Source organism: Mesorhizobium sp. B2-3-10 (assembly GCF_006442275.1).
Classification (GTDB): Bacteria; Pseudomonadota; Alphaproteobacteria; order Rhizobiales; family Rhizobiaceae; genus Mesorhizobium; species Mesorhizobium australicum.
The window spans coordinates 153,711-176,173 of record NZ_VFVT01000011.1 but is presented as its reverse complement, the minus strand read 5'-3'; the positions used below and the strand labels follow the sequence as shown (position 1 = coordinate 176,173).

Below are 22,463 nucleotides of genomic sequence, written 5' to 3'. Positions count from 1 at the left end.
AGCGATAGCGCTTGATGAATACCGGCGCTTCGGCCGGTGTTTGCGACGCTTTTCGACCGGGGACGTTGCCGCAACGCAATCGAGGTTTTCTCAAGCCGCATGCCTGCCGAGATCCGCACGGCCCGCGCGTCTGACGTCGATGACCTCGCCGCCATCGAGAAAGCTGTATTCTCGAGCGACCGCATTTCCCGCCGCTCCTTCCGCCTGTTCATCGAGCGCGAGACCGCCGAGACGCTGGTCGCCGAAATCGATGGCCGCGTCGGCGGTTATGCGATCGTGCTGTTTCGCAAGGGCAGTGGGGTAGCACGGCTTTATTCGATCGCCGTCGGACCGTTTTTCGGCGGGCTCGGCATAGGCCGGCAATTGCTGGCCGCGGCCGAAGAGGCAGCCTTCGAACACGACCGCATGATGCTGCGTCTCGAAGTGCGCGAGGACAATGGCCGTGCCATCAGCATCTATGAACAGGCCGGCTACCGCAAGATTGGCCGCGAGCCCGGTTATTACGAGGACGGCGCGACGGCACTGCGCTATGAAAAAACCCTGCGCGGCGACCTTCCGGTCGCCACCAGGGTGCCATTCTATCAGCAGACCTGCGAGTTCACCTGCGGTCCATGCTGCCTGATGATGGCCATGGCCAATTTCGATCGTGGCTTCGTGCCCGACCCGGTGATGGAAATCCGACTCTGGCGCGAGGCAACGACCGTCTTCATGATGTCAGGACCGGGCGGCTGCGAACCATTCGGCCTGGCTGTCTCGGGCTACGAAAGCGGGCTTGCGGCGGAGGTTTACGTTTCCTTCTACGGCGCATTGTTCCTGCAATCGGTGCGCAGCGAGGACAAGCGCCGGGTCATGGAACTGGCACAGGTCGACTTTCGCCGCCGCGCGGAACTTTACGGCATCCCGGTGAATTACCGTCCATTCACCATCGACGATATCAGGGCGGCTCTCGCCGGGGGCAAACTGGTGCTGGTGCTGATCAGCGGCTTCCTGATGTTCGGCAAGAAGGTGCCGCACTGGGTGCTGGCCATCGGCGATGATGGCGATCATATTCTGATCCACGATCCGTGGGTCGAGGATGAAAGGCAGGAAACCATCCTTGATGCCGCCAACATTCCCGTGCCTTACGGCATCTTCATGAACATGGCGCAGTTCGGCCGCGACGGACTGCGTGCCGCCATCACTTTGGGAAAGAGATAATGACCTGGGTCATTCTTACCGGCAGGCAGAGCGATCTCGACCAGGTGGCGACGCCGCACAAGATCATCACCAATCGCGACTATCTCGCGCATCCCTCGCTGTTTCGCGGTCAGCGGCCTAAGGTCATCAACCTGTCGAACAACTACGGCTATCAGAGCCGCGGCTACTATGCCTCGCTGCTGGCGAGTTCGCGCGGCCACAAGGTCATCCCGACTGTGGAGACGATGATCGACCTATCGGAGCGCAAGCTCTACGAGCACGCCTTGCCGGAACTGGAACTGGCGCTCAACAAATGCCGCAAGGATCTCGGCGGTGTATTTCCGGCGAAGGTCTGCATCTTCTTCGGCATCGGCCCGTCCAAGGTCTGGGACCGTTTCGCCAAGCTGTTGTTCGACTGGTTCCGGGCGCCGGCGCTCGAAGTCCATATCAAGGACAGCGCCGAATGGGCTTCGATCCGCAAGATCGGCTTCCACCCCCTGGCTCGGATGACGGAGGACGAGGAAAAAAGCTTCATCCAGTGCCTGGAGACCTACACCAACCGCGAGTGGCGCGACACCAAGGGCCGCACGCCGGCGCGCTACACCTTCGCCACGCTGGTCGATCCGCATGAGGAATTGCCGCCTTCGGAAATCTCTTCGCTGCGCTACTGGGCCAAGATCGCCGAAAAGATGGGGGTCGAAATCGAGCCGATCACCAGAAAAGATCTGGCCAAGCTCGCGAATTACGATGCACTGTTCATCCGCGAGACCACCTCGATCTCCAACCATACTTACCGCTTCGCTCGCCGCGCCCAGCAGGAAGGCATGCCGGTCATCGACGACCCGCTGTCCATGATCCGCTGCACCAACAAGGTCTATCTCAACGAACTGATGGCCTACAACAAGGTGCCGGTGCCGCCGACAGTGATGATCGCCGGCACCTCTGACCTCGAATTGGCCGCACAGACGCTGGGTTTTCCCCTAGTGTTGAAGATCCCCGATTCGTCCTTCTCGCGCGGCGTCAAGAAATGCGAGACCCTGGAGGAACTGACGCGGCTCGCGACCGAATGGCTGGAGGATTCCGACCTTCTCATCGCGCAGAAATTCATCCCGACCGAATATGACTGGCGTGTCGGCGTGCTCGGTGGCCAGCCGCTGTTTGCCGTGCATTATCTGATGGCCAAGAAACATTGGCAGATCGTCAACCACAAGGCCAATGGCAAGCCCGACCAAGGCGGCATCAAGACCTTCACGCTGAAGGAGACGCCGGCCCATGTCGTCGAGACCGCCGTCAAGGCGGCGCGCTGCATCGGCGACGGCCTCTACGGCGTCGACCTCAAGGAGACCAAGGACGGCGTCTTCGTCATCGAGGTCAACGACAATCCAAACCTCGATCACGGCTGGGAGGATTCCGGCGAGAAGGACGAGGTCTGGGTGCGGCTGACGCAGTGGTTCCTGGAGCGGCTCGATCGGCCGGGGCGGTAATCATCCGAGGGGAAATATGCAGTTCATCGTCATCGAGGATTTCACCGGCTGCGACCGCAAGGAAATCTACCGCCGGTTCCGCGCGACCGGGGCCGCCTGAAGCCGGAGGAGCTTGTCGTGCATCACAGCTGGATCGCGGCTGACATGAGCCGCTGTTTCCTGCTGGTGGAGACCGATGATGTCACGTCGCTGCAGCGCTGGGTCATCGAATGGGCTGATCTGGTCGAGTTCGAGATCGTGCCCGTGGCGACCAGCAAGGACATGGTGGCGGCCTTGAGCGGGCACCTCTGACCATCTCCCTCCCGGTCAGCGCAGCGCCGGCGAGCCAACCGCGCGCTGGCATTGGTTGACCAGCCAATCGCGGAACGCGGCCACGACATCGCGGCTTGCGCTTCGCTCTGGAACCGTCAGGCAATAGGGCTGGCGCAATGCAATCGCGCCGCCGGCCGGACCAGCCTGCCGTCCTCCACCGCTTCGGCACAATAGACCCCTTGCGCCAGCGCCACGCCCAATCCCGAAATGGCGAGGTCGAGGGCCGCGCGCGATGAATTGGCCGAAAGGCCGCGCCGTGCCGCTCGGCCAGGGTGAGCACCCTCGGCCTCGAACCAGTTGGGCCAGGACGGAAACGATGCGCCTGTCGGCCCCCAGTCGGTGTGGATGAGCGGCAGCCCGGCGAGCGGCTCGCCCCCCGCCTTGGTGATGCCGGCAAGCCCTGGCGCGCAGACGGGATAGACGGCGTCCCGGGCGATCTCCTCGGTCGGGTGCTCGCGATAATGCGGGCCATAGGAAAGCCTGATGTCGATCAACTCGCGGTCGAACGACACCGGGTCGTCATCGCCCCGGAAGCGATATGTCGGCGGCGCCGTGGCTTGCGACAAAGCCGGCGAGGCGCTGCGAGAGCCAGCCCATGGCCATGGATGGCGGCACCGACACCACCAGGCGCGGGCGGAATGCATCGGCGCCCAGTTCGCGCGAGACGCTGCCGATCTCCTGGAAGGCCACGGTCAGCCGAGGCAGCATTTCCACGCCGGCCTCGGTGAGGACAACGCGGCGGTTGATCCGGTGAAACAGCTTGCGTTCCATCTGCACCTCCACGGTGCGGATAAGCTGGCTGACGGCGGCGGCCGAAACCGAAAGCTCTTCCGCCGCCGCGGTAAAGCTGCCCGTGCGCGCTGCGGCCTCGAAAGCCTGAAGTCCTTTCAGGGATGGGGATGTGGCCATGATCGCTAGATAGGTAAGGTAAGCTTATCTAAATCGCAGAAATCGTCGTTTCTGGAAAGCTTTTTCGTCGACTAGAATGGCTTCATCATTCTTCAGCATGGATCGAAGCCGATGGACCATCGCGACATTATCGCCTCATTGACACCGGAAGAGCGCAATCGCCTGACGGCCAAGTCCGATGTTGCGGGCCTGTTCCAGCTCTGCACTCACTTGGGTGCGATTATCTTCATTGGATCACTGATCGCGGCCGAGGTCCCATTCTGGCCGTTGCTGATGCTGCCGCAAGGCATCCTGATCGTGTTCCTGTTCACGCTGCTGCATGAGACGGCGCACCGCACGGCTTTCGAAACACAGTGGCTGAACGACGGCGTGGCGCGGCTGTGCAGCCTGGCCATCGCGCTGCCGGCCGACTGGTTCCGCTACTTCCATTTCGCTCACCACCGGTACACGCAGGATCCCGAAAACGACCCCGAGCTTGCCTCCCCGAAGCCCGAAACCCTGCGGCAATACATTGTCCACGTCTCTGGGCTTCCGGTGTGGTGGGGCCATCTCAAGACACTCTACGCCAATGCGATTGGCGGTAGTCAGGAGAGCTATGTACCGCTGAAAGGCCGACGCAAGGTGCGGGCCGAGGCGCGCGCCATGATTGCCTTCTACGCTGTCCTCATTCTGCTCGCCGTCTATTTCCGGCTCACCGTGCTTTTCTATGTCTGGATCATTCCCGCTCTGCTCGGACAGCCATTCCTGCGCCTCTATCTGCTGGCCGAGCACGGTCGTTGCCCGCTGGTGGCCAACATGCTGGAAAACACCAGGACGACGCTGACCAGCTGGGGGGTGCGCAAGCTCGCCTGGAACATGCCGTTCCATGCCGAGCATCATGCCTATCCCGGCGTTCCGTTTCACCAATTACCGCGGTTTCATGCGCTGATCGAGCGGCATCTGAAGGTGGTCGAGCCCGGCTATGTCAGCTTCCATGAGAAATACCTGGAAACGCTGCGCTGACTTGCGCTGACGTCATCAGCCGGTCTGGCTGCGTGTCGTACGCGACTTCAGCAGGCGCTGGATGTCGGCCGGCTTTGACGGCACGCCGATCAGATAGCCTTGCGCCTCGACACAGCCATTGTCGCGCAGCATGTCGAGTTGCGCCTCCGTCTCGACGCCTTCGGCCGTGACGACGATGCCAAGCTCGGCACCCAGCCCGATGATGGTCCGAACGATGGCCGCCGTGTCGCGGTTGCCCATGTCGCGAATGAATGATCGGTCGATCTTGATCTTGTCGACCGGAAAACGCCTGAGGTAGCCGAGCGAGGAATAGCCGGTGCCGAAATCGTCCAGGGCGATGCGGATGCCGAGCTCACGCAACTGGCGCAGCGTTTTCAGCACGGCCTTGCTTTCGTCCATCAGCACGGTTTCGGTGATCTCCAGCTCCAGCCGTCCAGCCGGAACGCCGGAAAAAGCCAGCGCCGAGATCACCCCGCGGGCAAACCCGTTGCTTTTGAGCTGCACGGCCGAGACATTGACCGCAATGCGTAGGCCGGGTGGCCAGCTTGCGGCCTCTGCGCAGGCTTTCCTCAGCGCCCACTCGCCGAGCGGCACGATCAGCCCGGTCTCTTCGGCGACCGGGATGAAGTCGTCCGGCGCGACAGTGCCACGCCCTGGTGAATGCCAGCGCATCAAGGCTTCCGCGCCGGTGATCTCGCCGGAAGTGATGTTCATGATGGGCTGGAAATGGAGATCGAACTCCTGGCGCGGCAGTGCTGCCTCGAGGTCCACTTCAAGCGCCCTGCGGGCCTGCACGACAGCATCCATTCCGGGCTCGAAGAAGCGATACAGGTTTCGTCCTTCGCTCTTCGCCCGGTAGAGCGCCGTATCCGCGTTTTTCAGCAGCGTGTCGGCGTCCCTGCCGTCGTTGGGGAAAACGGCAATGCCCATGCTGATGCCGACATGCATGTCCCGGCTCTTGTCTCTAAATGGTTTTGCGATTGCTTCGACGATGCGCTTTGCCAGTTTTTCGGCATCGCCAATGCCCTTGAAATGGAACTGCATGACGACGAACTCGTCGCCGCCGAAGCGGGCGACGATGTCTGTTTCGTTGCGGACGCAATGCCGCAACCTCTCGGCTACGCTTCTCAGCAGCCAGTCGCCTGCGGGGTGTCCCCAGGTGTCGTTGACCGCCTTGAAGCGGTCGAGATCGAGCGAGAAGATCGCCAACGGCTTGGCTGCCGCGTCCTCCAGCGCAAGATCGAGCCGTTCGCGAAACTTCGAGCGGTTGGGCAGTCCGGTCAGCGTGTCGTGATGCGCAAGATGGGTCATGCGCTCTTCGGTCCGGCGGCGCTCGGTCACGTCGTCGAAAGTCACCACCCAACCGCCGCCGCTCATCGGCCGGCGTGTGACCAGAACCGTCCTGCCGTCGGTCAGATGCCGGTAGGCCGAATGCGTCTTTGCCGCCGCCAGACAGGCTTCGGTTTTGGCGACTTCGCTGTCGACGTCGATCTTCATGTAGATGCCGAGTTCCAGCAATCGTTCGAGTGCGTTGCGGTGCGTCGTTCCAAGCGGGAAGTCCTCCGCAGTGACGTTATAGAGCTCCAGAAAACGCCTGTTGCGCACAATCATCTTGCCGTCGGCGTCGTACATCAGCAGGCCTTGCGACATGTTGGCGAGTGCCGCGTCGAAACGGCGATGCTGCTCCTTGAGATCCTGCTCGGCGCGCCGCTTTTCGGTGATGTCCTCGTAGATCGAAACCCATCCACCCAGGGCAAGCGGACGGTGCGAGATGTTGATGATGCGGCCGTCAGACAGCGTCTCCTCGTAAGTTGAGGGTTTTGCCTGGTCGATATAGGGCTTGCGGATGGCGTAGAGTTCTTCGGCGCTTTGCGAGGCAACCCCGATATCGACGCTGTGCCGCAGGATGTCGACGAAGCGAATGCCTGGCCGTACCACTTTGGCGTCGAGCCGGAAGATGTTGATATAATTGCCGTTGCAGATGATCATGCGCTCGTCGGCGTCGAACATGCACAGGCCATGCGACATGTTTTCGACAGCAGCTGAAAAGCGTTCGTTCTGCTCGCGCAGCTCATCTTGCATGCGGCGCGGGTGTTCCATGCCTCCGGCCGCCCGTTCCGGGACGACCGAACCACCCTTGACATCCACGACGGGCATGAGGCGCCCCTGCGATGCTTGATCGAACACCACACTGTTGACGCTTCCGGTTAATTTAGCGTTTTCTATCCTAGCGCGGACGTCGGAACGTGATGCCGCGACTTCTCGATCGCCGAAAACCGCTTCAGGAACGCATTCTGCGCTGAGGTCACCGAGCGTGGCGCGAAGTCGAAGCGCTCGGCGGAAAAACCGCGCGGCCGGCCGAAGAACTCGGTCGCCTCGGCGGTCGAAAACCCGGCAAGCAGCGTCGCCTCGAAATAGGCGGCGATCTGGTCGGCGCGCTTGATCTCCTTGCGCAGGATCGCACCCGGTTCCGGCGGCAGCGAGAAGCGCAGATGGATGGCGCGCTGCAGGCGCACTTCGCAGTCCTTGTAGCTGCCGCCCATCACCGACTTGAATGGCGAGATCATGTCGCCGATGACATATTCGGGCGCATCGTGCAGCAGCGCCGCCAATTGGTCGTCGGCCGAAGCCTTGGGCACCAGCTCGTTGAACAGTGCCTCGACCAGCAGTGAATGCTGGGCAACCGAAAAGGCGTGCTCGCCGCTGGTCTGGCCGTTCCAGCGGGCGACGCGGGCAAGCCCATGGGCGATGTCCGAGATCTCGATGTCGAGCGGCGAAGGGTCGAGAAGGTCGAGCCGGCGGCCGGACAGCATACGCTGCCATGCCCGTGGCGGCGCACCGGCGCGGTCTGCCGCCATCAGGCTTCCTCCGCGCCGGCGATTTCCTGCGGAAAGCTGAATTTGGCCCAACTGGGGATGATGAGCGTCACCGGTACGTCACCCGCCAGGATCGGCTGGCCGGCATCGAGCGCCGCCTTCACCCTGTCGATGCGGGCGATGGCGAGCCCTGTCACGGTAGCACTCGAGCCGAGCGTGCCGACCGGCCGCCCACCGACGGTTAGCTCGGCACCCGCAGAGGGCAGGGGAAGCCCAGCCTGGACAATCAGCACGCGCCGCCGGGCGGTGCCTCGATGCTGCATGCGCGAGACGACCTCCTGGCCGACATAGCAGCCCTTCTTGAAGCCGACGCCGCCCATTTCGTCGAGCAGCACGTCATGCGGGAACGCATCGCCAAGTGCATAGTCGGCCCCGCTCTCGGCGACGCCGTGGGCAATGCGAAAGGCCTGCCACGCGCCAATGTCGCCACCGTCCGCGGTGCCGGCATGGAAGCGCGTGACGCCTTCGTCGCCAAAGCGCCTGTCGGCAAGCGCGGTTGAATCACTTTCTGAGGCGATTGACTCTTTTCCCCAGGCGACAGTGACAAGTGCCTGTCCCGACTTCGCAATCTCGACCTTGGCGCGAAGCTTGTAGAGCATCAGCCGGCGAATGAAATCGTCTGAAATATCGGCACGGCATTCGATGCGGAAGGCGTTTTCGCCTGCCCGTGAGATCAGGAAGTCGAACAGGATCTTGCCTTGCGGCGTCAAAAGCGCGCCCGGCTTTGCCTCGCCATTGCCAAGCGTATCGAGATCGGTGGTCAGGATGTTCTGCAGAAAATGCTCGGCATCCGGGCCGGAGACGGTGATGAGCGCGCGGTCTTTCAGCAGGGCAAAGGGCATGGGGCGGATTAAAAGCCTGATCTTGCAAAACGGTTGGCCATTACGTAAGCCGCTGACACTCCCCCCGCAAGAGAGCATCACCATGACCTACGACCTCATCCTGACAGGCGGCATAGTGGTCAATCATGACGGCGAGGGGCCACGCGACATCGGCGTGAAGGGCGGGCGCATCGCCGCGATCGGCGATCTGCGCCAGGCATCGGCTGGCGAGACGATCGACTGCCGGGGCCTGCATATCCTGCCCGGTGTCGTCGACAGCCAGGTGCATTTCCGTGAGCCGGGACTGGAACACAAGGAAGACCTGGAAACGGGTTCGCGGGCCGCGGTGCTGGGCGGTGTCACCGCCGTGTTCGAAATGCCCAACACCAATCCGCTGACCACCAGCGAGGCAACGTTTGCCGACAAGGTCCGGCGCGGCAGCGGCCGCATGCATTGCGATTTTGCTTTCTGGGTTGGCGGTACTCGCGACAATGCCAGGGACGTCGGCGAGCTCGAACGTTTGCCGGGGGCTGCGGGAATAAAGGTCTTCATGGGATCGTCCACCGGTGACCTGCTGGTCGAGGACGATGAAGGCGTCGCCTCGATCCTGAGGAATACCCGCCGTCGCGCCGCTTTTCATTCGGAAGACGAGTTCCGGCTGCGCGAGCGCCTGGACGAGCGCGTCGAGGGCGATCCGTCATCGCATCCGGTCTGGCGTGATGAGATCGCCGCCTTGCGCTGCACCGAGCGGCTGGTGCGCATCGCGCGCGCCGTTCGTGCCCGCATCCATGTCCTGCACATCTCGACCGCCGAGGAGATCCTGTTCCTCGAACAGCACAAGGATGTTGCGACCTGTGAAGCCACGCCGCACCATCTGACGCTGAGCGCCGACGACTATGCGCGGCTTGGCACGCTGATCCAGATGAACCCGCCGGTGCGGGACAAACGCCATCGCGACGGCGTCTGGCTTGGCATAGCGCAAGGCATCGTCGACGTGCTCGGCTCCGACCACGCGCCGCACACGCTGGCCGAGAAGGCAAAACCCTATCCGGCCTCGCCGTCGGGCATGACCGGCGTGCAGACGCTGGTGCCGATCATGCTCGACCATGTCAACGCCGGCCGGCTGAGCCTGCAGCGCTTCGTCGATCTCTCCAGCCATGGCCCGCAGCGCATCTTCGGCATGGCCAGAAAAGGCCGCATCGCCGCCGGCTATGACGCCGACTTCACCATTGTCGACATGAAGCGGCGCGAGACCATCACCAACGCGCAGGCCGGCACGAAAGCCGGCTGGACCCCCTATGACGGCAAGCAGGTCACGGGATGGCCGGTCGGCACGGTCATTCGCGGTCAGCGCATTATGTGGGACGGCGAAATCGTGACGCCAGGCCAGGGCACGGCGGTGGAGTTTTCCGAGGCGCTGCCGGGTTAGCCACCTGTGGCTGTGCGTCACGTCTTTGATTTTTAAGCGTTCCGCATTATGTTCAAGGCATCATTCGGACACATGTCGCGCCTATGATTGACCCCGCCGAGTTTCCAGAGCTGCAAGCGCTCCTGTGGAATCGCGATGTCGCGCGACTGATCCCGGCCAACGAAGCATTTGCGTTGTACGAGCGCAATTGGCGCTTTGTCGATCAGACACGGCTTACGACGCGCGAGAAATTGCTTATCCAGAATCTCGCCAGGGAATTCGGTCAGGTATCCTTCTGACTGCCGGCTGAATTGTCCTCCCGGGCTGTTTTTTGCATCGTATCTGCAACATCAATCCGGACACGTCGCGTGCGCTAGCGGTGCTATTTCGATTCTTCGAAACGAAAGCATTCGCATTTGCCCGGATGCCGACGTCAGTGCAAAACCTGCCGGCCCGCTCAAATAGCAACATCGTCCACGATGCTGTTCGCATCCTGGCGCAACCAGGGGGCCTTCAGTCGCCGGCGACGAAGAAGGTCCATTGCCCGGCTGGCGTAATGCCGACGCGATAGAAGATGTAGGCTCCGAACTGCTTCATGTCGTCGAAATCGCCGGCGGTGACGATCTTGAACAGCTCGACCCGTTGCTTGGCGTCGAGCTTGTCCAGCGGCAGCGCGAAGAAATACGGCCAGACATAGAGGTCCTGTGGCGTGCCTGCATCGACATGGACGTAGCCTGCGGAAAGCACTTCCTCCAGAATGGCCAGGATCTCCTGGCCATCAGGGTCGCCGGACAGCCCCTTGAGGAAGGTGATGGCGTCGCCGTCGATGTCGGCCAGCGACAGCTGGGTCATGCTGTCGCCCTTGCCGATCAAAGGCCTGAGCTTCTCGATGTCGCCGCTCTTGCAGGCCTCGATGATCAAGTCATGCATGCGCCGCACGGGCTCGGGCAGCTTGCCGAGATCATAGACGACTTCCGGCAGAGGTGCCTCGGGATTGACACGCGGCCTGTTGCTGCCGCCATCCGATGGGCTGTCCGGCTCAGCGGCGTCGGGAGCGGCCGGCTGGCTTGTCGAAGGCGGCGTTCCCACCGGGTCAGGCATGGGAATCGCGCTTCCGGGCGGCGAAACATCGTCCTCCGACGGTGTGGCTGGCGCGGGGAGCTCTTCGCGTTTGATCTCGCTCAGCGCTTGAGCCGGACTGCTGGCCAGGCAAGTCGTGAAGGCAACCGCGGCACAGCAAGCAGCGAGGCGGATGTAGAGGCCCAAGCCCTTCGGCTTGCCTGACATCGGAAAATTCACTGCCCGTATCTCCCTACTTCCGGGCATGACACCCGAACGGCATTCGATCGTCAGAGAACCTGATATCGGTTCAGTGCCGCAGCCGCTCAGGTTCGAAGGCGCCTGCGATCACCTTCTCGCGCATGCGGTCGAGCAGGGCAAGGGCCGAGGTTTCGCCGTTGGCGCGCAACATTTCACCGAATGCCGTCTCAAGGGCCGCCTCGGCGATGATTTCTGGCTCAATGCCGGCCGAGAGGCCTTCCGCCCAGGCTTCGCTGTGGCTCTCAACCGCCGTCAGGCGCTTCTCTTCCCTGACCAGCGCGTCGATGTCGTTGGCAGCATGTTCCATAAGCGATGTCCACCCTTCCAAGCGGCAACCCATCAGTGTGGATCAGGCTTGATCTGTTCCATTCATAGGCAGCTTCAAGTAAGTATCTGTAAATACGACATTTTTTTGATCGTCATTTACAGGGGCCAACTGTGTTTGGCGAAGCTGCGTTTCAACCCGGATCAAACTTAGCCGATTAGGCTGGCCTGCGGGGCGAAAACCTTCAGTTTGAGTTAATTGCGCCTTCGCGTGATAACGTTTGATTAACGCTGTTGCAGAAGTGCAACATCAGAATTGCACCAAGATGTGGGCGGCGACAAGCCGGATATATCGAGATCCCTGGCGGCGGGCCTGATATCTGTTGATGAATGCTCAGTTGCCATACCGCGAGGCGATATCGCGCGAAAGCGTCTCGCCTTCTTTCATGTAACGGCTGATGGCTTCAGTGGCCGAAGCGGTGCACTGGGTGTAAGTGCCGAAGGAACGGTAGCCGCGATTGAAGCTGGCGATGAAGCGGGCGCGGCGCTCTGGGTCCGGGTTTTCCGAATCGAGCAGTTTTTCCATCTCGCCACGCCACTGGTCGCCCTTCTCCCCGCACAGATTGCGCAAGAAATGCAGCGACCCAAGAACTTCTGCCAATCGCATCAGCCCCGGCTCGAACGGCGACTCGGCACTGAAGGCAGGCCGCGCCGGGACGACCGCGCTGACGGCAAGGCAAATGGCAAGGAGCACTGACGGACGGTTCATAAACCTTCTCTGCCTGACGGCTTAGGCCTTGTGGTCTGCCTGATGGCCTGAGACGTCGTGGCTGGCGAGACAACATAAGCCTTGTGACGAAACAATTTGTCGCCTGCAAGGCGGTTTTTCAGTGCTGCGTCAGCGGGCTTGAACGGGACCGAGGAGTTCCTCGGCGACCGCGAACACCGAGCCGGCGAGCGGCAGCAGGGTCATCTCCTTGAGTGTATAGAAGGCGGCTGTCTCGGCGTCGTCGCTGGCCTCGGCCTCGCCACCGGCATAGGTGGCGCCGAAGACCGTGAGGAGATAATCGATCGGATGGCTGTCTAACCTGCCGTCGATGTGGATTTCCCGAAGCGGGCGAAAGCCGGCGGCGCGCAAGCCGGTCTCTTCCATCAGTTCACGCCGTGCCGCGTCCTCCAGCGTCTCGCCGGCTTCGACCTTACCGCCGGGAAAGGCGTAGAGCCCTTGCGAGGGCGAACGCGCCCGCTTGACCAAGAGTACGGTGTCGCCGCGCACGACGGCTACGGAAACGGCCGGAAGTACCTTGCGTGCTGTGTCCATCGATCCTTGATCAACTCATTTGAGACAGGTCTTTTGTGGACCGGCAGCATGGGCAAGCTTTAGCGGTTGCGCAACGCCGGTTCGATCGCCACTTTCAACACCGAACTATTCGAAAGACACAATCGATCATGTGCGGACGTTTTGCCTTGACCGCCACGCCGGACCAGACCGCTGCCTTGCTGGGCCTTGCGGAGCTGGAGGATTTCCCGGCCCGCTACAACATCGCACCGACACAGCCGGTCCTGATGGTGACCGCTGGCGTGCCGCGAGCCCCAGGCTCCAATCTGCCGGACCGGCAGCCGATGCTGGTGCGCTGGGGCCTGATCCCAGCTTGGGTGAAGGACACCAGGGAGTTTCCGCTGCTGTTCAACGCGCGCTCCGAAGGTGCGATCGAGAAGGCCTCGTTCAAGGCCGCCATGCGCCATCGCCGCGCGCTGGTGCCGGCATCCGGTTTCTACGAATGGCGGCAGACCGGAGGCAAGAAGGGGCAACCCTATTGGATCCGGCCCAGGCATGGCGGGTTGATCGCCTTTGCAGGTCTGATCGAAACCTATGCCGAGCCCGGTGGCTCGGAGATGGACACCGGCGCTATCCTGACCGTCAACGCCAACGCCGATATCGCCCATATCCATGACCGCATGCCGGTGGTGGTCGATATTTCTGACTTTGCCCGTTGGCTGGATTGCCGCACGCTCGAACCGCGCGATGTCGTCGATTTGCTGCGGCCGGCGCAGCCCGATTTCTTCGAGGCGATCCCTGTCTCCGACCTCGTCAACAAGGTTGCCAACACTGGACCGGAGATTCAAGAGAGGGGCGAAATCGGGCCGGAACCCGAGAAGGTCAGGCGCCAGAAAGCTGGCGCGGACGACAGTCAGATGACGCTGTTCTAGCGAAGCCGGTCGAAGTCTATGTTCAGTACGCCTGTTCTCGCCCTCATCGCCGGCGATTGCGCCAGCCGCGTCATCTCAGGCAGCGCGAGGCGACACGATCTTCTGCGCCGCCTTCTTCTTCTTGGCGGTGTGAAGAAGGGCGGCAACGATGGCGGCCGGGCCGATTGCGCGATAGTGGTTGGCCAGCGCCGGTTGCTTGGCGCGGTTGGCTTCCTGCTTGCTTCGAGGCATGTTTCTCTTCCCTGGTAACATTTCCGTGTCTGCGTTTGCTGGTTGATTCCGACCAAATCGTGACGCGTGGTGATCTAGCCGGCGAATGTTTCATGACTGTGCCGACATGTTTAATAAAATGTTTCACTGACTGATTCCGCGTGACCGGGCGATGCGTTTGCCAGCCCTCGCTACCTTTTTCCCAGAATCCGCGACTTGACGGCAACACTGGTCAGGGCGATAAAGCCGCCGATGAAAACGTCTTTCGCCATTTGTGGCATTTGCATTATTGGCTAGCCTCGCGCTGGTCCGGACGTTTTCGCCTCATCTTCCCCAGAGTGGACAAACGCCCCGGCCAGCAGGCTGGAACCTGATTTGCGCCTCGGCGCTGGGCTGGCTCCATCCAGACAGGAAGTTCTGAACGGGAAGCATGGAATGTCTGACGCATCAAAGGGCCTGCGCCTCTACAACACGCTGACGCGCACGAAAGAGGGCTTCGTGCCGATCGATCCGCTTGACGTGCGCATGTATGTCTGCGGCCCGACCGTTTACGATTTCGCCCATATCGGCAACGCCAGGCCGGTGATCGTGTTCGACGTACTGTTCCGCTTATTGCGCCACCTCTACGGCGAGACGCACGTCACCTATGTGCGCAACATCACCGACGTCGACGACAAGATCAACGCGCGGGCGCTGCGCGATTTCGGCGGCGAGATCGCTTCGGGAACCCTTTCGCTCAACGAAGCGATCCGACGGGTGACCGAAAAAACGGCCGACCAGTTCCACAGGGATGTCGCCACGCTTGGTTGCCTGGAGCCGACGGTCGAACCGCGCGCCACCGAATTCGTCGAACCCCGCGCCGACGGCAAGGCTGATATGATCACTTTGATTAAAAGCCTGATCGACCGCGGCCATGCCTATGTCGCGGCAGGCGAAGTTCTGTTCGATACGGCCTCGATGCCCGACTATGGTCAATTGTCGAAGCGCAATCTCGACGAGCAGCAGGCCGGTGCCCGCATCGCCGTCGACGCCCACAAGAAGAACCCCGGCGATTTCGTGCTGTGGAAACTGTCATCGCCGGAAGAGCCCGGCTGGCAAAGTCCATGGGGCAGGGGCCGGCCCGGCTGGCATATCGAATGCTCGGCCATGTCGGCCGCCTATCTCGGCGAGGTCTTCGACATCCATGGCGGCGGCCTCGATCTGATCTTCCCGCATCATGAGAACGAGATCGCCCAGTCGCGCTGCGCCCACGGCACCGATGTCATGGCCAATGTGTGGATGCACAATGGTTTCCTGCAGGTCGAGGGCCAGAAGATGTCGAAGAGCCTCGGCAATTTCTATTCGATCCAAGAATTGCTCGAGACCGAGACCTTCGGCGGCCGCAAATGGCCTGGCGAGGTGCTGCGGCTGGCGATGCTGATGACGCACTACCGCGAGCCGATCGACTTTTCCGTGCGCAAGCTTGAGGAGGCGGAGAACACGCTCCGCAAATGGAAACGCGCGTCGGACCTGGCGCCGGCTGCGGGAAGCCAGGTGCCGGCGGAAGTCGTGGAGGCGCTGTCGGATGATCTTGCGACCTACGCGGCCTTCCAGCAACTGACCCAGCTTGCCGGTGAGGCAACCGACTTCAGCGGCGCTGGCGAGAATGGCGCCGCGGCTTCCTTGAAAACCTCGCTCGCGTTCCTCGGTTTCGACGTCGGCGCGGCCAAGGTCGACGAGGCCGCGATTGCGGAAACCATCGCCAGGCGCCTGCAGTTCATCGCTGCCAAGAACTGGGCCGAGGCCGACCGCATCCGCGATGAACTCCTGGCGCAAGGCGTGCAGTTGAAGGATGGCAAGGATCCGGTCACCGGCGAGCGCGTGACGACGTGGGAGGTGAAGCGGTGAGGGTGGCGCCAGGCACCCCCCTCTGCCCTGCCGGGCATCTCCCCCTCAAGGGGGGAGATTGGATGCCACTTCAGCTTTCGCCAATCGCCGACGTTGAAGGTCCGGCCCCGTCGCTGAAACTGCCGATCTCCCCCCTTGAGGGGGAGATGTCCGGCAGGACAGAGGGGGGCGAACTGCCGTGACGCATTATCCAGTGTCCGCCTTCAATCGCGGCAATGCGCGCAAGATGCGCAAGGCAATGACCGATGCCGAACTCAAACTTTGGAATGAGATCAGAGCGCATCGTCTTATGGGCTTGGCTTTCAGACGCCAAATGCCGATCGGTGGCTATATCGTCGACTTTGCTTGCCCGGCCAAAAAGCTGATCGTCGAGCTGGACGGTTCCCAGCACGCACGAGTTGGAGTTTCGGAATCGGATGCCGGAAGAACAGCGAGGCTCGAAGCACTAGGCTGGACCATCCTGCGCTTCTGGAATGACGACGTGATCCGCGATATCGACAATGTCTGCCAGCACATCGTTATCGCGGCCGGTCTGGCCGGCGCCAACGTGCCGGAACCAGCAACGGAGGAGCTCGTTCCATGATCGACCATCTCGGCATCACCGTTTCCGATTTCGATGCCTCCAAGGCTTTCTACGACAAGGCGATGGCGCCGCTGGGTGGCTCGCTGCTTTATATGGTGCCGCAGGAATACACTGGTGGCGCCAAGGTCGGCGGCTATGGCCGCGACCGGCCGGTGTTCTGGTTGAGCGCGGCCAGGGAAAAGCCCCGAGATCATCAGCACGTCGCCTTCACCGCGCGCAGCCGCGCCGAGGTCGACGCCTTCCACGCCGCCGCCCTTGCAGCCGGCGGCAAGGACAATGGCGGACCGGGCCTGCGTCCGCACTATCACCCCAACTATTACGGCGCCTTCGTCCTCGATCCCGACGGCAACAATGTCGAGGCGGTCTGCCATGATCCGGAGTGAAAACCGATGAGCCTCGACAACCGGCCAGTCTACACAGGCGGCTGCCAGTGCGGTGCGGTGCGCTTCCGCGTCGAAGGCGCGCTCGGCGACGCCTCGGTCTGCCACTGCCGCATGTGCCAGAAGGCCAGCGGCAATTTCTACCTGCCGCTGGTCTCGGTGCGCGGCGCCAAGGTCGACTGGACGCGCGGCGAACCCAAGCGGTTCCGTTCCTCCAATGCAGCATGGCGCGGTTTCTGCGCCGAATGCGGCACGCCGCTGACCTTCGAGGCGCCCGACGGCATGGCTCTGGCGATCGCCGCCTTCGACGATCCGGCTGGTATCGCGCCGACCATCCAGTGGGGCACGGAAGCAAAACTGCCCTATGTGGATTCCATTCCGCGATTGTCGGGCGAGGACACGATGGCGGATATCGGCTCGGCTCCTTATCTCGCCGAGCTCGTCTCCTATCAGCATCCCGACCACGACACCGACCAATGGCCGCCGGAGGAAAGACCATGACCGAAACTGTCCGAACCGGCGGCTGCCAATGCGGCGCCGTGCGCTTCCGCATCAAGGGGGCGCTGGGACGTGCGTCCATCTGCCATTGCCGCATGTGCCAGAAACAGTTCGGCTCCTTCTTCGGCGCGCTGGTGACGGTACCCAAGGACGGCGTCGAATGGACCCATGAAGAACCAAGTTATTTCCAGTCTTCGGTCAACATCGATCGCGGCTTCTGCGCCCGTTGCGGCACGCCGCTGACCTACCGGCAGCCCGGCGGGCTCGAGATCGCCATCGGCGCCTTCGACGACCGCTCGGATCTGGCGCCGCGAATCCAGGTCAACTATGCGGCACGGCTGCCTTGGGTCGAGACGATCTTCGACCAGCCTGTCCACCAGGATCCCGATTATTACGCGCGGCAGGAGCAAATCATCTCCTTCCAACACCCCGATCACGAAACGGCCAACTGGCCGCAACAGGGCCTGAAAATATGAGCTTGCGCACCCTCTACCCGGAAATCGAACCGTTCGACTCGGGGATGCTCGATGTCGGCGACGGCCATATGGTCTATTGGGAGCGGTCGGGCACCAAGGGCGCCAAGCCGGCCGTGTTCCTGCATGGTGGACCGGGCGGCACCATCTCGCCAAAACACCGGCGGCTGTTCGACCCCAAGCTCTACGACGTCATCCTGTTCGATCAGCGCGGCTGCGGAAAATCGACGCCGAACGCCTCGCTGGAGGCCAACACGACATGGCATCTCGTTGCCGACATCGAGCGACTGCGCGAAATGGCCGGCTTCGATAATTGGCTGGTGTTCGGCGGTTCCTGGGGCTCGACGCTGGCGCTCGCCTATGCCGAGACACACCCTGATCGCGTCAGCGAACTGGTGGTGCGCGGCATCTACACGCTGACCCGCGCCGAGCTCGAATGGTACTATCAATTCGGCGTCTCGGAGATGTTCCCCGACAAATGGGAGCGTTTCCTGGCGCCGATTCCGCAGGCCGAGCGCGGCGACATGATGGCCGCCTACCGCAAGCGGCTGGTCGGGTCCGACCGGAAGGCGCAGATCGAGGCCGCCCGCGCCTGGAGCCTGTGGGAAGGCGAGACGATCACGCTGCTTCCTGAACCCGAAACCAGCGGTCCGTTCGGCGAGGACGACTATGCCGTCGCCTTCGCCCGTATCGAAAACCACTATTTCGTCCATGCCGGCTGGCTCGAGGAGGGACAGTTGCTGCGCGATGCCGGGAAGCTCAAGGACATCCCCGGCACCATCGTCCACGGCCGCTACGACATGCCGTGCCCGGCGCGCTACGCCTGGGCGCTGCACAAGGCCTGGCCGAAGGCGGACTTTCATCTGATCGAAGGCGCCGGTCATGCCTATTCGGAGCCCGGCATCCTCGACCGGCTGATCCGCGCGACGGACAAGTTTGCGGGCAAATGACGATGAGCCGCGCGCGCCTCTATCTCTTCGACACCACGCTCCGCGACGGCCAGCAGACGCCGGGCATCGACTTTTCGGTCGAGGACAAGATCGCGATTGCCAAACTGCTCGACGAGTTCGGCTTCGACTATGTCGAAGGTGGTTATCCCGGCGCCAATCCGACCGACACTGCATTCTTCCAGCAGAAGCGCACGGCACGCGCAAAATTCGTTGCGTTCGGAATGACCAAGCGGGCCGGGGTCTCAGCCTCCAACGATCCGGGGCTGGCGGCGCTTGTCCAATCGAAATCGGACGCCATCTGCTTCGTCGCCAAGAGCTGGGACTACCATGTTCGCGTGGCGCTCGGTTGCACCAACGAGGAGAACCTCGACTCCATAAAAGTGTCCGTCGAGGCATCGGTCGCTTTGGACAAGGAAGCAATGGTCGATTGCGAGCATTTCTTCGACGGCTTCAAGGCCAATCCGGACTATGCGCTGGCCTGCGCAAAGACGGCCTACGACGCCGGTGCGCGCTGGGTGGTGCTATGCGACACGAATGGCGGCACGCAGCCCTCGGAAGTGCGGGCAATCGTCGAGAAGGTTATCGCCGCGGGCATTCCGGGCGAGCATCTCGGCATCCATGCCCATGACGACACCGGCCAGGCGGTGGCCAATTCCCTTGCCGCCGTCGAGGCCGGCGTGCGCCAGATCCAGGGCACGCTGAATGGCATCGGCGAACGTTGCGGCAACGCCAATCTGATCTCGATCGTGCCGACACTGGCGCTGAAGCCGGCTTTCGCCGACCGCTTCGAGACGGGAATCTCAGCCGAAGCGCTGACCGGCATTGCGCGCCTGTCGCGCGCCTTCGACGAATTGTTGAACCGCGCTCCGGAAGCGCAGGCGCCCTATGTCGGCTCGTCCGCCTTTGCCACCAAGGCGGGTATCCACGCTTCGGCGCTGGCCAAGGAGCCGGCGACCTATGAGCATGTGGAGCCGCAAGCCGTGGGCAACCGCCGCCGCGTCATGGTCTCCGACCAGGGCGGCAAGGCCAATTTCCTCGCAGAGTTGAAGCGGCGCGGCATCGATGTGCCGAAGGACGACCATCGGCTCGACGCCCTGATATCGGTGGTCAAGGAGCGTGAGGCCTCGGGCTACGCCTATGAGGGCGCCGACGCCTCCTTCGAACTCCTGGCGCGCAAGATGCTGCATGGCCTGCCCGAATTCTTCCACGTCACCTCGTTCCGCTGCATGATTGAACGCCGCTTCGATGCCAATGGCCAGTTGAAGACGGTGTCGGAAGCAGTGGTCAAGGTGCTGGTCGAGGGCGAGGAGAAGATGTCGGTGGCCGAGGGCCATGGCCCCGTCAACGCGCTCGACATTGCGCTGCGCAAGGATCTCGGCAGATACCAGAACGAGATCGCGGATCTCGATCTTGCCGACTTCAAGGTGCGTATCCTCAATGGCGGCACCGAGGCCATCACCCGCGTGCTCATCGAATCGCATGACGGTACCGGTGCGCGCTGGTGGACGGTCGGGGTCTCGGAAAACATCATCGACGCCTCGTTTCAGGCGTTAATGGATTCGATCGTCTACAAGCTGATGAAGAATCGCGAGATGGCGGGGCTGGTGGCGGCGGAGTAAGTTTGAACCATCAGCGAAAGTCCATTGATCCATCAACTTTGCGATGGTCTTGCCAAGATTACTGGGCCATAGCGTTGGGCCATGGCCGCTGAAGCAATTACCCCCGATGCAGAATCGAAAGCCCGCCGCGGCTTCTTGCTGGCGCTGGGTGCCTATCTCTTGTGGGGGTTGCTGCCCTTCTACATGAAGGCGGTGGCGCATCTGCCGCTTGCCGAGGTGATTGCACACCGCATCGTCTGGTCGGTGCCGATTGCCGCGGCGGTCCTGGTCTGGGCCGGCCGCACGGCCGACTTCAAGGTGGCGATCCGCTCGTCTCGCACCATCGCCATGGCGGGGCTGACGGCGGCGCTGATCTCGGTCAACTGGGGCATCTATGTCTGGGCGATCGCGGTCGACCGCACCGTCGAGACGGCATTGGGCTATTACATCAACCCACTGGTGAACGTCGTGGTCGGCGCACTGCTGCTCGGCGAGCGGCTCGACCGGTTGCAGATCGCGGCGGTGGTGCTTGCGGCGGTCGCCGTCGCCGTGCTGACAATCGACGGCGGCAAACTGCCCTGGGTGTCGCTGGCATTGGCGTTTTCCTTCGCCGCCTACGGCTTCTTCCGCAAGACGCTGCCGATCGGTCCCAGCCAGGGCTTCCTGCTCGAAGTGCTTTTGCTGTCGGTGCCGGCGCTGGGCTACATCGTCTTCCTTATCGCCACCGGACAGGACCATTTCGTCTCCAGCAATGGCACCGACACCGCGCTGCTCATCGGCTGCGGGCCGGTGACGGCCGTGCCGCTGCTGCTGTTCGCCTTTGGCGCCAAGCTGCTGCGCCTCTCGACCATCGGCATCATGCAGTACATAGCGCCGACCATGGTGTTTCTGATTGCCGTGCTGATCTTCGACGAGCCGTTCGGCACCACGCAGGCCATCGCCTTTGCCCTGATCTGGGCGGCCCTTGCGGTCTATTCCTGGTCCATGCTGGCGACGGCGCGCCGGGCTACATCTGCCCGAGCCGCCTGACAAAAAGATAGGTCACGCCCGCGATCAGCAGCGACGCGCCCGTGATCACCCAAAAACCCAACGGGGTGTTGACCAGCGGCAAACCGCCGACATTCATGCCGAACAGGCCTGAGATGATGGTCATCGGCAACAGCACCGCCGTCATCACCGAGAGCACGTAAAGCAGCCGGTTCGACTGCGTCGTCAGCTTGGCCATCAGCTCGTCCTGCAGCAGCCGCGTGCGCGCCTGCAACTGCTCGCCGTCATAGTGCAGTGTCTGTGCGCGGTGCGAAAGCCGCGCCGCCATGTCGTTGATCGAATCCGGCAGGTCGTTGCGGTGCGAATGGTCGAGATGGCGAAACAGGTTGGTCAGCGTCGCCATCTGCCGGTGGATGACCACCAGATGCCGGCGTGCATCGACCAGCGCCTGCCGCTCATTGTGCCATGCGTCGCAGACGATGCGGTCCTCAATGCCGTCGAGACTGTCGCTGAGTGCCGCGAGTTCCGTCGCCATCCCGTCGAACGACTGGCCGACGACAGCCTCGATCAGCTCGGCCGGAGACCGGAACTTGCGCGATCCGTTCTCGATCGCCTTGCGGATGTTGTCGACCGATTGCAGCGGCTGCTTGCGTGCGCCGACCAGCATCGTGTCGTTGAGGGCGAAGCGGAAATGACCAAGCCCGCCGGCTTCCGCCGAATAATCATGGCGCAGGTCCGGCAGATCGCCATAGAGCCAATCATCCTCGAGGTCGATGTGGCAGCCATGACTGGCGGTCAGGAAGGCTTCGCGCACCGGTGCCGGCAAGGCCTGATCGGCGCCGATCTCGTGGCGGGCGCGCATGTCGGAAAGCTGGTAGCTGCGCCATGTCCAATGCGCTGCGGCGGTATCCCTGGTCCGCACCCCCTCGGTGGTAAAGTGGTAGATGAAGAACAGACCGTGCTCATCGGGCAGGTAAGGCGACAGGTCAGTGCCCTCGGAGGGGATGGCGATGTTCATGGCGGCTTCGCCGGTCTCTGATGCGGTCGGGGTCGCGGGGGCGGCCAAGCGCGATTTCTAGCACGGCATCCTCGATTTAGTGTGACTGTTCCGTGA

Annotated in this window: 24 protein-coding genes and 1 pseudogene; 15 read left to right on the top strand and 10 right to left on the bottom strand. The window is 62.4% G+C overall.

Going from position 1 to position 22,463, the window contains the following annotated elements:
- Positions 1 to 99: 99 nt before the first annotated feature.
- The 3 genes from FJ943_RS27035 to FJ943_RS30075 all read left to right on the top strand — a co-directional run bounded on the left by FJ943_RS27035 (position 100) and on the right by FJ943_RS30075 (position 2,951).
- Entirely contained in the window at positions 100 to 1,197 is a 1,098-nt protein-coding gene (locus tag FJ943_RS27035) for a peptidase C39 family protein (RefSeq protein WP_140618477.1), read from the top strand.
- Positions 1,197 to 2,660 (top strand): RimK family alpha-L-glutamate ligase, encoded by a 1,464-nt coding sequence (locus FJ943_RS27030; protein WP_015318565.1) that lies wholly within the window; start codon positions 1,197 to 1,199, stop codon positions 2,658 to 2,660. Before FJ943_RS27035 ends, FJ943_RS27030 begins: the two co-directional genes overlap by 1 nt.
- Positions 2,661 to 2,777: 117 nt before the next feature.
- A complete protein-coding gene (locus FJ943_RS30075) occupies positions 2,778 to 2,951 on the top strand; it encodes a DUF3303 family protein (protein ID WP_246671945.1) in 174 nt (57 codons plus the stop codon).
- 15 nt (positions 2,952 to 2,966) lie between these two features.
- Here FJ943_RS30075 and FJ943_RS27020 read toward each other — a convergent pair.
- Positions 2,967 to 3,881 (bottom strand): annotated as a pseudogene (locus tag FJ943_RS27020) (LysR substrate-binding domain-containing protein).
- A gap of 111 nt (positions 3,882 to 3,992) precedes the next feature.
- On the opposite strand from FJ943_RS27020, the gene FJ943_RS27015 reads away from it, so the two are divergent.
- Positions 3,993 to 4,883, top strand: a complete 891-nt coding sequence (locus FJ943_RS27015; RefSeq protein ID WP_015318563.1) for a fatty acid desaturase family protein — start codon at positions 3,993 to 3,995, stop codon at positions 4,881 to 4,883.
- A 15-nt stretch (positions 4,884 to 4,898) separates the two neighbouring features.
- Here the strand turns inward: FJ943_RS27015 and FJ943_RS27010 are convergent, their stop codons facing one another.
- From FJ943_RS27010 to FJ943_RS27000, 3 genes are all read right to left on the bottom strand, one after another.
- Positions 4,899 to 7,040, bottom strand: a complete 2,142-nt coding sequence (locus FJ943_RS27010) for an EAL domain-containing protein (RefSeq protein ID WP_140726432.1) — start codon at positions 7,038 to 7,040, stop codon at positions 4,899 to 4,901.
- A 65-nt stretch (positions 7,041 to 7,105) separates the two neighbouring features.
- Entirely contained in the window at positions 7,106 to 7,741 is a 636-nt protein-coding gene (locus FJ943_RS27005; RefSeq protein ID WP_015318561.1) for an HD family hydrolase, read from the bottom strand.
- Positions 7,741 to 8,601 carry a folate-binding protein YgfZ gene (locus tag FJ943_RS27000; protein WP_015318560.1) on the bottom strand — a complete coding sequence of 287 codons (861 nt, stop codon included), beginning with the start codon at positions 8,599 to 8,601 and terminating at the stop codon, positions 7,741 to 7,743. Before FJ943_RS27000 ends, FJ943_RS27005 begins: the two co-directional genes overlap by 1 nt.
- Positions 8,602 to 8,677: 76 nt before the next feature.
- Between FJ943_RS27000 and FJ943_RS26995 the strand changes: the two genes are divergently transcribed.
- Both FJ943_RS26995 and FJ943_RS26990 read left to right on the top strand, forming a co-directional pair.
- Positions 8,678 to 10,009, top strand: a complete 1,332-nt coding sequence (locus FJ943_RS26995) for a dihydroorotase (RefSeq protein ID WP_181174650.1) — start codon at positions 8,678 to 8,680, stop codon at positions 10,007 to 10,009.
- 83 nt (positions 10,010 to 10,092) lie between these two features.
- On the top strand, positions 10,093 to 10,287 hold the full coding sequence (locus FJ943_RS26990; RefSeq protein WP_015318558.1) for a hypothetical protein: 195 nt from the start codon (positions 10,093 to 10,095) through the stop codon (positions 10,285 to 10,287).
- Positions 10,288 to 10,501: 214 nt separating this feature from the next.
- On the opposite strand, the gene FJ943_RS26985 is transcribed toward FJ943_RS26990, so the two are convergent.
- The 4 genes from FJ943_RS26985 to FJ943_RS26970 all read right to left on the bottom strand — a co-directional run bounded on the left by FJ943_RS26985 (position 10,502) and on the right by FJ943_RS26970 (position 12,893).
- Complete coding sequence (locus tag FJ943_RS26985) at positions 10,502 to 11,287, bottom strand: hypothetical protein (RefSeq protein WP_181174647.1); 786 nt, start codon at positions 11,285 to 11,287, stop codon at positions 10,502 to 10,504.
- Between the two features lie 70 nt (positions 11,288 to 11,357).
- On the bottom strand, positions 11,358 to 11,615 hold the full coding sequence (locus FJ943_RS26980; RefSeq protein ID WP_015318556.1) for a hypothetical protein: 258 nt from the start codon (positions 11,613 to 11,615) through the stop codon (positions 11,358 to 11,360).
- A gap of 351 nt (positions 11,616 to 11,966) precedes the next feature.
- The gene (locus FJ943_RS26975) at positions 11,967 to 12,341 is read right to left on the bottom strand and encodes a TIGR02301 family protein (RefSeq protein WP_015318555.1); all 375 of its coding nucleotides are present in this window, start codon (positions 12,339 to 12,341) and stop codon (positions 11,967 to 11,969) included.
- Positions 12,342 to 12,470: 129 nt separating this feature from the next.
- Positions 12,471 to 12,893 (bottom strand): NUDIX domain-containing protein, encoded by a 423-nt coding sequence (locus FJ943_RS26970; RefSeq protein WP_140726430.1) that lies wholly within the window; start codon positions 12,891 to 12,893, stop codon positions 12,471 to 12,473.
- 128 nt (positions 12,894 to 13,021) lie between these two features.
- On the opposite strand from FJ943_RS26970, the gene FJ943_RS26965 reads away from it, so the two are divergent.
- Positions 13,022 to 13,783 carry an SOS response-associated peptidase gene (locus FJ943_RS26965; protein ID WP_140726427.1) on the top strand — a complete coding sequence of 254 codons (762 nt, stop codon included), beginning with the start codon at positions 13,022 to 13,024 and terminating at the stop codon, positions 13,781 to 13,783.
- Positions 13,784 to 13,858: 75 nt separating this feature from the next.
- On the opposite strand, the gene FJ943_RS26960 is transcribed toward FJ943_RS26965, so the two are convergent.
- The gene (locus tag FJ943_RS26960) at positions 13,859 to 14,014 is read right to left on the bottom strand and encodes a hypothetical protein (RefSeq protein WP_140726424.1); all 156 of its coding nucleotides are present in this window, start codon (positions 14,012 to 14,014) and stop codon (positions 13,859 to 13,861) included.
- 414 nt (positions 14,015 to 14,428) lie between these two features.
- On the opposite strand from FJ943_RS26960, the gene cysS reads away from it, so the two are divergent.
- From cysS to rarD, 8 genes are all read left to right on the top strand, one after another.
- A complete protein-coding gene (gene cysS / locus FJ943_RS26955; protein WP_140726421.1) occupies positions 14,429 to 15,880 on the top strand; it encodes a cysteine--tRNA ligase in 1,452 nt (483 codons plus the stop codon).
- A 226-nt stretch (positions 15,881 to 16,106) separates the two neighbouring features.
- The gene (locus tag FJ943_RS26945; protein ID WP_140726486.1) at positions 16,107 to 16,463 is read left to right on the top strand and encodes an endonuclease domain-containing protein; all 357 of its coding nucleotides are present in this window, start codon (positions 16,107 to 16,109) and stop codon (positions 16,461 to 16,463) included.
- Entirely contained in the window at positions 16,460 to 16,846 is a 387-nt protein-coding gene (locus tag FJ943_RS26940) for a VOC family protein (RefSeq protein WP_015318548.1), read from the top strand. Before FJ943_RS26945 ends, FJ943_RS26940 begins: the two co-directional genes overlap by 4 nt.
- Before the next feature lie 6 nt (positions 16,847 to 16,852).
- Positions 16,853 to 17,344 (top strand): GFA family protein, encoded by a 492-nt coding sequence (locus FJ943_RS26935; protein WP_140663056.1) that lies wholly within the window; start codon positions 16,853 to 16,855, stop codon positions 17,342 to 17,344.
- A complete protein-coding gene (locus FJ943_RS26930) occupies positions 17,341 to 17,817 on the top strand; it encodes a GFA family protein (protein ID WP_140663054.1) in 477 nt (158 codons plus the stop codon). The genes FJ943_RS26935 and FJ943_RS26930 overlap by 4 nt, the downstream gene beginning before the upstream one ends.
- On the top strand, positions 17,814 to 18,764 hold the full coding sequence (gene pip, locus FJ943_RS26925) for a prolyl aminopeptidase (protein WP_015318545.1): 951 nt from the start codon (positions 17,814 to 17,816) through the stop codon (positions 18,762 to 18,764). Before FJ943_RS26930 ends, pip begins: the two co-directional genes overlap by 4 nt.
- Positions 18,761 to 20,383 (top strand): citramalate synthase, encoded by a 1,623-nt coding sequence (gene cimA / locus FJ943_RS26920; RefSeq protein ID WP_181174646.1) that lies wholly within the window; start codon positions 18,761 to 18,763, stop codon positions 20,381 to 20,383. The genes pip and cimA overlap by 4 nt, the downstream gene beginning before the upstream one ends.
- 81 nt (positions 20,384 to 20,464) lie before the next feature.
- Positions 20,465 to 21,391, top strand: coding sequence for an EamA family transporter RarD (gene rarD, locus FJ943_RS26915; protein ID WP_140726416.1), 927 nt, complete (start codon positions 20,465 to 20,467; stop codon positions 21,389 to 21,391).
- Here rarD and FJ943_RS26910 read toward each other — a convergent pair.
- Positions 21,369 to 22,367: a transporter gene (locus FJ943_RS26910; protein ID WP_140718330.1), complete on the bottom strand. Its 999-nt coding sequence runs from the start codon at positions 22,365 to 22,367 to the stop codon at positions 21,369 to 21,371. The two genes, rarD and FJ943_RS26910, sit on opposite strands and share 23 nt — an antisense overlap.
- Positions 22,368 to 22,463: the final 96 nt, after the last annotated feature.